Origin of the sequence: Salipiger mucosus DSM 16094 (genome assembly GCF_000442255.1) — a bacterium.
In the GTDB taxonomy this organism is placed as follows: domain Bacteria; phylum Pseudomonadota; class Alphaproteobacteria; order Rhodobacterales; family Rhodobacteraceae; genus Salipiger; species Salipiger mucosus.
The window spans coordinates 150,531-162,905 of the sequence record NZ_KE557283.1; the positions used below are offsets into that span (position 1 = coordinate 150,531).

A 12,375-nucleotide genomic window follows, 5' to 3' on the forward strand; every position below is an offset into this window, starting at 1 on the left:
GCCCGGCGCGGGCAGGCTGAGCCCGCGCACCTCGAGCGCGACCTCGCCCGGCGAGCCCCCGCGCGCCGCCGGCGTGTCGAAGCTGGCGCCGACCATCATCTCGGCGAGCTGCCGCGCGGTCACCTCGGCGGGCGTGCAGGTCGCCACCTTCTTGCCCAGCCGCAGGATCGTCGCCTCGTCGCAGAGGGCCCGGATCTCTTCCAGCTTGTGCGAGATGTAGAGGATCGAGGTGCCCTCGGCCTTGAGCTTGCGCAGCGTGTCGAAGAGGATCTCGACCTCCTGCGGCGTCAGCACCGAGGTCGGCTCGTCCATGATCAGCAGCCGCGGGTTCTGCAGCAGGCAGCGGATGATCTCGACCCGCTGGCGTTCGCCCGCCGAAAGCGTGCCCACCACCCGCGAGGGATCGAGCGGCAGCCCGTAGGCCTCGGAGACCTGGCGGATGCGCCGGGCGAGGTCGCGCAGCTTCGGCGGCTCCTCCATGCCCAGCGCCACGTTCTCGGCCACGTCGAGCGCGTCGAAGAGCGAGAAGTGCTGGAAGACCATCGCGACGCCGGCCTGCCGCGCGTCCGAGGGCTGGCCCGGCGCGTAGGTCTCGCCCGACATGAGCATCTCGCCCGCGTCGGGTTTCACCAGTCCGAAGATCGCCTTGACCAGCGTCGACTTGCCGGCCCCGTTCTCGCCCAGCAACGCGTGGATCTCGCCCCGCCGGATGTCGAACGAGACGTCGTCGTTGGCCACGACGCCGGGATAGGCCTTGGTCAGGCCCCGGATGCTGAGAAGCGTGTCGTCCACGTCGCCCCGTCCCCTGTTTCCTGCCCAAGTAGCTGCGCGGCCACGCCGATGGCAATGGCCTGCGGGTGCTTGCCCAGCGATTTCTGCCCAATCGGACAGCAGATGCGGTCGATCTGGGCATCGGCGTGTCCCAGCTGCCGCAACCGCTTGCGAAAGCGCGACCATTTCGTGTCGGACCCGATCAGCCCGGCAAAGCCGAAGCCGTGCTCCAGAAGCGCATGGCAGAGCGCGAAGTCGATCTCGTGGCTGTAGGTCAGCACGAGATGCGCGGCGTCGCGCGGCGCATGGGCCACGAGGCGCGGCAGGTCGGCGGCGGGCAGCGCCTGCACGCCCTCCGGCACCTCGGCGGGGAAGCGCTCGGGCGCGGTGTCGGCCCAGGTGATCGCGTGCCCCGGCAGTGGCGCCAGCGTGGCGACCAGCGCGCGGCGCCATCCTGCACCCGCCGGATCGCCGCCAGCACGCATTCGGGCGTGGCGGGCGCGTCGAGCGCCGGGTAGCCCGGCCCGCAGGCCGAGACCGCGTCGCCCAGCGCGAAGAAGACCGACATGCCCAGCATGAAGGGCGGCTCGCCCACCGCCTTGGAGCGATAGATCGTCTCCTCCCGGTTCTGCCCGTCCCAGAGATCCACGTTGAAGACCTCGGGCCGGTCGGAACAGGCCGGGATCTTGTAGGTCGAGGGCGCATGGGTACGCAGCCGGCCGCTGTCGTCCCAGACCAGCTCCTCGGTGGTGAGCCAGCCCGCGCCCTGCACGAAGCCGCCCTCGATCTGGCCCCGGTCGATCGCCGGGTTCAGCGAGGCGCCGCAGTCGTGCAGGATGTCGGTGCGCAGGATGCGGTATTCGCCGGTCAGCGTATCGACCACGACCTCGGAGCAGGCCGCGCCGTAGGCGAAGTAGAAGAAGGGCCGCCCCTGCCCCCGGACGCGGTCCCACTCGAGCTTGGGCGTCTTGTAGAAGCCGGTGGACGAGAGACTCACCCGCCCCTCGTAGCAGAGCGTCGCGGCGCGCGCGAAGCTCATGGTCTCGCCGCCGACATGCACCTCGCCGCCCTCGAAGCGCACGGCGTCGGGCTGCTCCTGGTGCAGCGCCGCGAGATGTTCGGCCATGCGCGTGCGGATCGTGTCGCAGGCGGCCTTGACCGCCATGCCGTTGAGGTCCGACCCGGACGAGGCCGCCGTGGCCGAGGTGTTGGGCACCTTGCCGGTGTCGGTGGCGGTGATCTTCACCGCCTCCTGCGGCAGGCCGAAGCCCTGGGCCGCGACCTGCGCCACCTTCTGGAACAGCCCCTGCCCCATCTCGGTGCCGCCGTGGTTCAGCTGCACCGAGCCGTCCTGGTAGACATGCACCAGCGCGCCGGCCTGGTTGAGATGGGTCAGCGTGAAGGAGATGCCGAACTTCACCGGCGTCAGCGCGAGGCCGCGCTTGAGGATCGGCGCGCGCGCGTTCCACTCGCGCACCGCCTCGCGCCGCGCGGCGTAGTCGCAGCTTTCGGCCAGGCGGTCGGTCATGGCGCCGAGGATGAAGTCCTCGACCGGCTGACCGTAGTGCGTGGTCTGCACGCCCTCGGGCGCCGCCACGGGCCGGCCGGTCGGCACCGCGCCCACCGCCCCGCGCGAGGCCGGGTCCTCGGCGCTGCCCGGGTCCTTCTTCTGGCCGGAAATATCCTCGGGGGGAGGCGTCGCAGACGCCCGGGGGGCAGACGGCCCCCCGCCCGGCCCGGGGGCCGGGCCGTCTTCCGGGCCCGCGTCCGTCATGTCGGCGTAGTAGTTCGCCCGCCGCACCTCGAGCGGGTCGCGGCCGAGCGCATGGGCGACGTGGTCGAGCACCCGCTCGATCCCCAGCATCCCCTGCGGCCCGCCGAAGCCGCGGAAGGCCGTGGCGCTCTGCGTGTTGGTCTTCAGCCGGTGGCTTTCGACCCGCAGCGCCGGGATCGCGTAGGCGTTGTCGGCGTGCAGCATGGCGCGGTCGGCCACCGGCAGCGACAGGTCCTGCGCCCAGCCGCAGCGGGCGTATTGCACGAACTCGACCCCCAGCAGGCGGCCCTCGTCGTCGTAACCCGCGGCATAGTCGATGCGGAAATCGTGGCGCTTGCCGGTGATGGTGAAATCGTCGTCGCGGTCGTAGCGCATGCGGCAGGCGCGGCCGGTCTCGGCGGCCGCCACGGCACAAGCCACGGCCAGCGCGTTGCCCTGGCTTTCCTTGCCGCCGAAGCCGCCGCCCATGCGCCGGCATTCCACGCGCACCGCGTGCATCGGCAGGCGCAGCGCGTCGGCCACCTTGTGCTGGATCTCGGTGGGGTGCTGGGTCGAGGTGTGGACGACCATGTCGCCGCCCTCCTGCGGCAGCGCGAGCGCGGCCTGCCCCTCGAGGTAGAAATGCTCCTGCCCGCCCATGACGATGGCCCCCGAGAGCTCGTGCGGGGCCTCGGCGAGGGCGGCCGCGGTGTCGCCGCTTTCCCAGATGCGCGGCCCCTCCTCGAAGCGCGAGTCGGCCTCCATCGCCTCGTCGACGGTGAACACCGCGTCGCGCTCCTGGTAGGTGATCCGCGCGCGCCGGGCGGCGCGGCGGGCGGCGAGGTGGCTGGTCGCCGCCACGAGGAAGACCGGCTGGCCGAGGTAGTGCACGGTGTGGCCCGCCAGCAGCGGCTCGTCGTGCAGCGAGGGCGAGCAGTCGCAGTCCGAGGGCAGGTCCGAGGCCTCCCAGACCCGCACCACGCCGGGGGCGGCGCGGACATCGGACAGGTCGACCTCGCGGATGCGGCCGGCGGCGATGCCGCTGAGCCCGAAGGCCAGCGAGAGCGCGTCGCGCGGCACGGGGATGTCGTCGACGTAGCGGGCGGCGCCGGTGACGTGCAGGGGCGCCGCGTCATGCGGCAGGGGCTTGCTCACGCTCATGGCCGCACCTCGTGGATCGCGCGCACGTCGGTCTCGGCGCCAAGGTCGGTCAGCAGGTAGCGCGTGAGCATGTTGCGCGCGGCGTTGAGGCGATACTCGGCGCTGGCCCGCATGTCGGACATCGGCGCGAAATCGAGCTCCCATTCGTCCCAGGCTGCGACCAGGGCCTCGTCGGACCAGGGCCGGCCGGTCAGCGCGGCCTCGACGTGGCTGGCGCGTTTCGGGGTGGCGGCCATGCCGCCGAAGGCGATGCGCGCCTCCTGCACGGTGCCGCCCTCGACCCGGACGGAGAAGGCGCCGCAGACCGCCGAGATATCCTGGTCGAGACGTTTCGACAGCTTGTAGACGCGCAGCCGGTCGGCCTGGCGCGGGATGGTGACGGCCTCGACGATCTCGCCGGGGTGGCGGTCCTGCTTGCCGTAGTCGAGGAAGAAATGCTCGAGGGCCATCTCGCGGCGGGTGTCGCGGTAGCGCAGGTGCAGCCGGGCGCCCAGCGCGATGAGCGGCGGCGGGTTGTCCCCGATGGGTGAGCCGTTGGCGATGTTGCCGCCGATCGTGGCCGCCGCGCGCACCTGCCCGGCGCCGTAGCGCCGCAGCATCTGCGCGTAGGAGGGATGATGCTCGCGCATCAGCTCCAGCACGCGGTCCATCGTCACGCCCGCGCCGATGCGGATCTCGTCGTCGCCGACCTCGATCTGCTGGAGATCGCGGCAGCGGTTGAGGAAGATCATCTCGGGCAGCTCGCGCAGGTCCTTGGTGACCCAGAGCCCGACGTCCGTGGCCCCGGCGACGAGGGTCGCCTCGGGGTGGCGCGCGGCAAGCTCGGCCAGCTCGTCCACGCTTTCGGGGGCATGGCCGCGCGGCGCGGGGCCGCCGGTGTCCGGGGCCTCGTCGTCGCCGGCCAGCGCGACGGCGGGGTCGTCGTCCAGCCATCGCGGAACGTCGACCTGCGCCGCCGCCTCGGCCGCGCGGACGATGGGGGCATAGCCGGTGCAGCGGCAGAGGTTCCCCGCCAGCGCGTCGTCGTGGTTGCGGTCGCCGTTCAGGTGCGCCGCCGCCATCGCGACGACGAAGCCCGGCGTGCAGAAGCCGCACTGCGAGCCGTGATGCTCGACCATCGCCTTCTGCACCGGGTGCATCTCGCCGCCCGGGCCCGAGAGCCCCTCGACGGTGCGCAGCGCCTTGCCGTGCAGTTGCGGCAGGAAGAGGATGCAGGCGTTGAGGGCCTTGGTGCCCGCGCCGTCGGTCACCATGACCGAACAGGCGCCGCAGTCGCCCTCGTTGCAGCCTTCCTTGGTGCCGGTGAGGCCGCGCTCCTCGCGCAGCCAGTCGAGCGCGGTGCGCGTGGGGTCGACCCCGCGCAGCTCGATTTTCTCCCCGTTCAGCAGAAAGGAGATATCCATGTCGCAGAACCCGCCGCGTTACCAAGTCATGCCGTCGTGCGCGCCCCCGATGCGGCAGAGAAGGCGCGCGGACCACGTCCGTTCGACCCTCAGGCTAGGGGCCATGTCTCGGGATTGGCAAGATGAATCTGCCGCGCAGGCCGGGTGCCGCCGCGCCGTCACCCGCCCGCGCGCAAATTTGTGACGCCGGGCGGGCGGCGACCTCTTCCCGCCCGGCGCGGCGCTACATATGGTGGCCGCATGGCAGCAGATCCCCGATTCATCCACCTTCGCACCCATACCGAATACTCGCTCCTGGAAGGCGCCATGCGGCTCAAGAAGCTGCCGGGGCTCTGCGAGTCGATGGGCATGCCCGCCGTGGCGGTCACCGACACCAACAACCTCTTCGCGGCGCTGGAATTCTCGGTCGCCGCGAGCGGCGCGGGGGTGCAGCCGATCGTCGGCTGCCAGCTCGACCTGCGCTATGCCGAGCCGGCCCAGGGCGAGCGCCCCAAGCCGCCCGCCCCCATCGTGCTGCTGGCGCAGAACGAGACCGGCTACGAGCACCTGATGAAGCTCAACTCCTGCCTCTACCTGCGCCACGACGGCGAGATCGGGCACGTGCGGCTGGAGGAGCTGGAGCGCCATTCCGAGGGGCTGATCTGCCTGTCGGGCGGGCCCGACGGGCCGGTGGGCCGGCTGCTGCGCGAGAACCGGCGCGCCGATGCGCAGACGTTGATGACGCAGCTGCACCAGATCTACGGCGACCGCTTCTACATCGAGCTGCAGCGGCATCCCGGCGAGAGCGGACCGCCCGAGGCCGAGAAGCTGACCGAGCGCGGCTTCGTCGAGATGGCCTACGCCATGGACGTGCCGCTGGTGGCCACGAACGACGTCTACTTCCCCAAGGAAGAGATGTACGAGGCGCACGACGCGCTGATCTGCATCGCCGACGGCGCCTATGTCGACCAGCAGGAGCCGCGCCGCCGGCTGACGCCGCAGCATTACTTCAAGTCGCCGCAGGAGATGGTGACGCTTTTCGCGGACCTGCCGGAAGCCATCGAGAACACCGTCGAGATCGCGCAGCGCTGCGCCTTCATGACCTACCGGCGCGACCCGATCCTGCCGAAGTTCGCCGACGACGAGGTGGACGAGCTGCGCCGCCAGGCCAACGAGGGCCTGCAGAAGCGGCTTGCCGTGATCCCGCATGCCGCCACGGTCGAGGAGTACCAGGCGCGGCTGGACTTCGAGCTGGACATCATCGAGGGCATGGGCTTTCCGGGCTACTTCCTGATCGTTGCCGACTTCATCAAGTGGGGCAAGGATCACGACATTCCGGTGGGCCCGGGCCGGGGTTCCGGCGCCGGCAGCCTCGTGGCCTACGCGCTGACGATCACCGACCTCGACCCGCTGCGCTACTCGCTGCTGTTCGAGCGCTTCCTCAACCCCGAGCGTGTCTCGATGCCGGACTTCGACATCGACTTCTGCATGGACCGCCGCGAGGAGGTGATCCGCTACGTGCAGGACAAGTACGGGCACGACAAGGTGGCGCAGATCATCACCTTCGGCGCGCTGCTGTCCAAGGCCGCCGTGCGCGACGTGGGCCGGGTGCTGCAGATGCCCTACGGCCAGGTCGACCGGCTGTCGAAGATGATCCCGGTCGAGGGCGTGAAGCCGGTGAGCATCGAGAAGGCGCTGCAGGACGAGCCGCGCCTGCGCGAGGAGGCCCGCAACGAGGAGGTCGTGGACCGGCTGCTGACCTACGGCCAGCAGGTCGAGGGGCTGCTGCGCAACGCCTCGACCCACGCGGCGGGCGTGGTGATCGCCGACCGGCCGACCGACGAGCTGGTGCCGCTCTACCAGGACCCGCGTTCGGACATGCCGGCGACGCAGTTCAACATGAAGTGGGTGGAACAGGCCGGGCTGGTGAAGTTCGACTTCCTCGGCCTCAAGACGCTGACCGTCATCCAGAACGCGCTGGACCTGATCCTGAAGTCCGGCCGCCCGCTGCACGTGGCCGAGGACGGCACCGAGCTCTACGAGCCGGCCGATGGCGGCGAGAACCAGATGAACCTGATTCCGCTGGACGACGAGAAGACCTACAAGCTCTACTCGGACGCCAAGACGGTGGCGGTGTTCCAGGTTGAAAGCTCGGGCATGATGGATGCGCTCAAGCGCATGAAGCCCACCTGCATCGAGGACATCGTGGCGCTGGTGGCGCTGTATCGTCCGGGCCCGATGGAGAACATCCCGGTCTACTGCGAGGTCAAGAACGGGCTGCGGCCGATTTCCTCGGTGCATCCGCTGATCGACCACCTGCTCGAGGAAACGCAGGGCATCATCGTCTACCAGGAACAGGTGATGCAGATCGCGCAGGAGATGGCGGGCTACAGCCTCGGCGGCGCCGACCTGCTGCGCCGCGCGATGGGCAAGAAGATCCAGGAGGCGATGGACGCCGAGCGGCCCAAGTTCATAGAGGGCGCCAAGAAGAACGGCGTCGACGACGACAAGGCGCTCGAGGTCTGGAACCTGCTCGACAAGTTCGCCAACTACGGCTTCAACAAGTCGCACGCCGCCGCCTACGCGGTGGTGAGCTACCAGACCGCCTGGCTCAAGGCAAACCACCCGGTCGAGTTCATGGCGGGCGTCATGAACTGCGATATCCACCTCACGGACAAGCTGGGCGTCTATTTCGACGAGCTGAAGAACGGGCTGAAGCTGGGCTACGTGCCGCCCTGCGTGAACCGCTCGCAGCCCTCGTTCGACGTGGTCGAGGGCAAGCTGGTCTATGCGCTGGGCGCGCTGAAGAACGTCGGCATGGACGTGATGCGGCTCGTGGTGCAGGGGCGCCGCTCGGTGCCCGAGGACCCGGGCAGCCCGGACAAGCCCTTCGTGAACCTTTACGATTTCGCGCGGCGCGTGGACCTCAAGCGCGTGGGCAAGCGCGCGCTGGAGATGATGGCGCGGGCGGGGGCCTTCGACCAGCTCGACGCGAACCGGCGGCGGGTCTTCGACAGCCTCGATTCGCTGGTCGCCTACTCGGCCGCGATCCACGAGCAGAAGGCCAGCGCGCAGGTCTCGCTCTTCGGCGAGGCGGGCGACGACCTGCCCGAGCCGCGCCTCTCGCCGGTGCCCGACTGGCTGCCGGCCGAGCGCCTGAACGAGGAGTTCGCCGCGATCGGCTTCTACCTCTCGGGGCATCCGCTGGACGACTACATGGCGGCGCTGAAGCGGGCGGACGTGACCACGCTGGAAGAGCTCATGCACAAGGCCAAGGAGGGCCCGCGCATCGCCAAGCTGGCGGGCGTCGTGGCCGGCCGGCAGGAGCGCAAGTCGGCGCGCGGGAACCGCTTCGCCTTCTGCCAGCTGTCGGACCCCACGGGCGCCTACGAGGTGACGCTCTTCTCGGAGACGCTGGAGAAATCGCGCGAGCATCTCGAGACCGGCGCCAAGGTGGTCATCACCGCCGAGGCGACGATGGAGAGCGACCAGCTCAAGCTGCTGGGCCGCTCGGTCGCGCCGGTCGAGCAGGCGGTCGCGGGGGCCGGGCCCTCGGGGCTGAAGATCTACATCGAGGAGGAGGCCGCGATCCGGCAGATCGCCAGCGTGCTGGGCCGGGCGGCCGAGCAGCTGCCCAAGGCGGGGCGCGGGCCGGTGCGGCTGTGCCTGAGCGACGCGGGCCTGCCGGGCGAGGTCGAGATGGACCTGCACCAGGCCTTCCCCGTGACGCCCGAGATCAAGGGCGCGGTGAAGTCGCTGGGCGGCGTGCTGGCGGTCGAGGACTTCTGATCCCCGCCCGATCCCGCCGCCCCCCGCCGTCCGCGGTTGCCCGCCCAAACCGGGGCGCGACCGGCAGGCGGCTGGATTCAACCCTGGCAAATCGTTAACACCTGACCAGCCGAAGTTGCCGGAGGAAGGCCCTTGCGCCATGCGATCCGACCGCTGCTCGTCCTGATCCTGCTCGCCGGTTGCGGCGATCCGGTGCGGGACGTGCCGAAACTGTCCGATGTCCAGATGGACGACACCGCCGGCGCCGCCGAGGCGCTGCCGGCCGAGGACGGAACCCGCGCCATGGGCGGCCCGGCCGAGGCCGCCATCGAGGCCGAGAAAGGCCGCGAGCGCGGCGGACTGCTGCGCCTCTTCCGCAGCCGCGCGGAGGCGGCCAAGACCTCGGAGGCCGAGACGGCGAACGGCACGGCCGAGGCGGCACCGGAGACATCCTCGTCCGGGGGCGGGCTGCTGGCGGGGCTCTTTTCCGGCGGCGGCGGCGCCCACGAGAAGGGCGCGCCGGACTACCGAGAGGTCGGGCCCGGCGCGACGCTGCCCTACGGCGAGATGGCGCGGCTCTGCGGCGTTCCGGCGGAACGGCTGGGCGCGCGGATCGCGCGCTACCCCGAGCGCGGGCGGGGCTATGCCCTCCACGACAGCGCGCCGGGGACGAGCGGGCCGCGCTCGCTGTTCCTGACCGGCTTCGACGACGGCTGCGCGCGGCAGGTGACCGGGGCTCTGGCCATCTTCGGCACGCCCGAGATGCACGAGCAGCTGCGCTACGGGCTGCCCTCGGACACGATCCCCTACAGCGCGAGCGACGCCGCCTACGAGCGGGTCAAGCAGCAGGTCTGCGGCACCGGCCGGGGCAAGCCCTGCGGGCGCAGGCTGAACCGGCTGTCGCGGGACACGGTCTTCGTCACGGTCTACGAGCGCTACGGCGGCGACACCTATCGCAACATGCTGCTGCACGACGGCGACGTGCTGGCCTACGACGGCGGCTGAGACGCCGCGCCCTGCCTAGTAGTGGGGCGGTTTCTCGTCGCCGTAGAAGATGCCGCCCGATCCGTCGGATTCGCGCGCGGCCTCGCGCTGCATCAGCATCTCGACGCGGCGGGTGAGCCCGTCGATCTCGCGGTCCTGCCGGGCGACCGTCTCGGAGAGGTCGTCGACGGCGCGGATCAGGTGGGCGAGGCGTTCCTCGAGCGCGGCGGTGTCGGTCGGCATGGGCGGGCTCCTTCGCGGGCAGGGATACGCGGGGGCGCGCGGTCTGGCAAGCGGCGCGCCGGGCCGCGGGCGGTGTGTGGGGCTCCGCCCCTCGCGCGCCGGGGCGCGCTCCCCCGGGATATTTGACGGCCAGAAGAAGCCGCGGGGCGGTTGGCCCTCGCTTGCCCCTTCGGGCCCGAGGGGCTATTGGGAGCGCGCATTCCGGACGGAGCCGAGGCAACGATGGCCAAGCAGAAGAAAGCCCCCCGCCCCAAGGCGCAGACGCCCAAGGGGTTTCGCGACTATTTCGGCGCGGAGGTCACCGAGCGCGCCGAGATGCTGCGCAGGATCGCCGGAGTCTACCATCGTTACGGCTTCGACGCGCTGGAAAGCGCCGCGGTCGAGACCGTCGAGGCACTGGGCAAGTTCCTGCCCGACGTGGACCGGCCGAACGAGGGCGTCTTTGCCTGGCAGGACGACGACGAGGGCTGGCTCGCGCTGCGCTACGACCTGACGGCGCCGCTGGCGCGGGCCTATGCGCAGCACCGCAACGAGCTGCCCCTGCCCTACCGGCGCTATGCCATGGGGCCGGTCTGGCGCAACGAGAAGCCGGGGCCGGGGCGCTACCGGCAGTTCTACCAGTGCGACGCGGATACCGTGGGCGCGGCGAGCGTCGCGGCGGATGCCGAGATCTGCGCCATGCTGGCCGACACGCTGGAGGAGGTGGGCATCCCGCGCGGGGACTACCTGATCCGGGTGAACAACCGGAAGGTGCTGAACGGCGTGCTCGAGAGCATGGGCGTCGCCGAGGATCACCAGCGCGACGCGGTACTGCGCACCATCGACAAGTTCGACAAGGTGGGCGAGGCTGGCGTGCGCGAGCTGCTGGGCGCCGGGCGGCTGGACGCCTCGGGCGCCTATATCGACGGCGTGGGCCTGGGCGAGGCGCAGGCCGAGCCGGTGCTGGCCTTCCTGACCTCGAAGGGCGCGGACGCGGGCGAGACCATCGCCAACCTGCGCGCCGCCGTGGGCGAGAGCGCGGTCGGCGCCGAGGGCGTGGACGAGCTGGAGCAGATCGCCGCGCTGCTGACGGCGCAAGGCTACGGGCCTGACCGCATCGTCATCGACCCCTCGGTCGTGCGGGGTCTCGGCTACTACACCGGGCCGGTCTTCGAGGCGGAGCTGACCTTCGAGATCCTCGACGAGAAGGGCCGCAAGCGGCAGTTCGGCTCGGTCGCGGGCGGCGGGCGCTACGACGACCTGGTGAAGCGCTTCACCGGGCAGGCGGTGCCGGCGACGGGCATCTCGATCGGCGTGGACCGGCTGCTGGCCGCGCTGCGCGAGAAGGGCCGCATCCACAGCGAGACGCGCGGGCCGGTGGTGGTGACGGTCATGGACCGCGACCGCATGGCCGACTACCAGGCCATGGTGGCCGAGCTGCGGCAGGAGGGCATCCGGGCCGAGGTCTACCTCGGCAACCCGAAGAACTTCGGCAACCAGCTGAAATACGCGGACAAGCGGGGCTCTCCGGTGGCGATCATCGAGGGCGGCGAGGAGAAGGCCAACGGCGTGGTGCAGATCAAGGACCTGATCCTGGGTGCCAAGCTGGCCGAGAGCGCGAGCCTCGAGGAGTGGAAGGAGCGCCCCAGCCAGGTCGAGGTGCCGCGCGGCGAGATGGTCGCCAAGGTCCGGGAGATGCTCGACCAGTGTAACAGCGCGACAGCGTTGTCCAATATTCCAGAGGAATTTTGGGAATGACCAGCATCGCGGCAGAACGCGCCGAGGCGGTGCGCCTGCGCGCCCGCTTCATGGAGGCCGGCGCGCAGAACGTCGACTGCGCCATCCTGCAGCCCGCCGAGACGCTGCTGGAGCTCTACGGCGAGGACATCCGGGCGCGGGCCTACGTGACGCAGGACCCGGCGCGGGGCGAGGTCATGCTGCGGCCGGACTTCACCGTGCCGGTGGTGCAGATGCACATGACCGAGGGCGCCGAGCCCGCGCGCTACACCTATGCCGGCGAGGTCTTTCGCCGGCAGGAGGAGCACCCCGAGCGGGCCTCGGAGTATTTCCAGGTGGGCTACGAGGTCTTCGACGGCGCCGATCCGGCGGCGGCCGACGCCGAGGTCTTTGCGCGGATCCGCGAGACGCTGGACGGATGCCCGCTGCGCCCGGTGGTGGGCGACATCGGCATCCTCGCGGCCGCGGTTGCGGCGCTGAAGACCTCCGAGCGGCGGCGCGCGGCGCTGATGCGCCACATCTGGCGGCCGCGGCGGTTCCGCGCGCTGCTCGACCGCTACTCGGGCCGGGCGCCGGTGCCCGCCACGCGCGCCGCGC

General features: G+C 71.0%; 8 protein-coding genes and 1 pseudogene. 4 read left to right on the forward strand and 5 right to left on the reverse strand.

Features of this window, described 5'->3' with window-relative positions; translation table 11 throughout:
* From SALMUC_RS23110 to xdhA, 4 genes and pseudogenes are all read right to left on the reverse strand, one after another.
* A partial coding sequence (locus SALMUC_RS23110) for an ATP-binding cassette domain-containing protein (protein ID WP_037372830.1) occupies positions 1 to 792 on the reverse strand: 792 nt, incomplete at its 3' end.
* Positions 759 to 1,256, reverse strand: a complete 498-nt coding sequence (locus SALMUC_RS30135) for an XdhC family protein (protein WP_156883629.1) — start codon at positions 1,254 to 1,256, stop codon at positions 759 to 761. The genes SALMUC_RS23110 and SALMUC_RS30135, both read right to left, overlap by 34 nt.
* Positions 1,220 to 3,685 (reverse strand): annotated as a pseudogene (locus SALMUC_RS23120) (xanthine dehydrogenase molybdopterin binding subunit); the annotation flags it as partial. The gene SALMUC_RS30135 and the pseudogene SALMUC_RS23120, both read right to left, overlap by 37 nt.
* The gene (gene xdhA, locus SALMUC_RS23125) at positions 3,682 to 5,088 is read right to left on the reverse strand and encodes a xanthine dehydrogenase small subunit (protein WP_020043572.1); all 1,407 of its coding nucleotides are present in this window, start codon (positions 5,086 to 5,088) and stop codon (positions 3,682 to 3,684) included. The pseudogene SALMUC_RS23120 and the gene xdhA, both read right to left, overlap by 4 nt.
* Before the next feature lie 240 nt (positions 5,089 to 5,328).
* On the opposite strand from xdhA, the gene dnaE reads away from it, so the two are divergent.
* Together dnaE and SALMUC_RS23135 are read left to right on the forward strand one after the other, a co-directional pair.
* Positions 5,329 to 8,856, forward strand: a complete 3,528-nt coding sequence (gene dnaE, locus SALMUC_RS23130; protein ID WP_037372760.1) for a DNA polymerase III subunit alpha — start codon at positions 5,329 to 5,331, stop codon at positions 8,854 to 8,856.
* Between the two features lie 132 nt (positions 8,857 to 8,988).
* A complete protein-coding gene (locus SALMUC_RS23135; RefSeq protein WP_020043574.1) occupies positions 8,989 to 9,840 on the forward strand; it encodes a hypothetical protein in 852 nt (283 codons plus the stop codon).
* A 15-nt stretch (positions 9,841 to 9,855) separates the two neighbouring features.
* On the opposite strand, the gene SALMUC_RS23140 is transcribed toward SALMUC_RS23135, so the two are convergent.
* Positions 9,856 to 10,062 carry a SlyX family protein gene (locus SALMUC_RS23140; protein ID WP_020043575.1) on the reverse strand — a complete coding sequence of 69 codons (207 nt, stop codon included), beginning with the start codon at positions 10,060 to 10,062 and terminating at the stop codon, positions 9,856 to 9,858.
* 222 nt (positions 10,063 to 10,284) lie between these two features.
* On the opposite strand from SALMUC_RS23140, the gene hisS reads away from it, so the two are divergent.
* On the forward strand, positions 10,285 to 11,799 hold the full coding sequence (gene hisS, locus SALMUC_RS23145) for a histidine--tRNA ligase (protein ID WP_020043576.1): 1,515 nt from the start codon (positions 10,285 to 10,287) through the stop codon (positions 11,797 to 11,799).
* Positions 11,796 to 12,375, forward strand: a 580-nt coding sequence (locus SALMUC_RS23150; RefSeq protein ID WP_037372762.1) for an ATP phosphoribosyltransferase regulatory subunit, incomplete at its 3' end; no start/stop codon positions are given. The genes hisS and SALMUC_RS23150, both read left to right, overlap by 4 nt.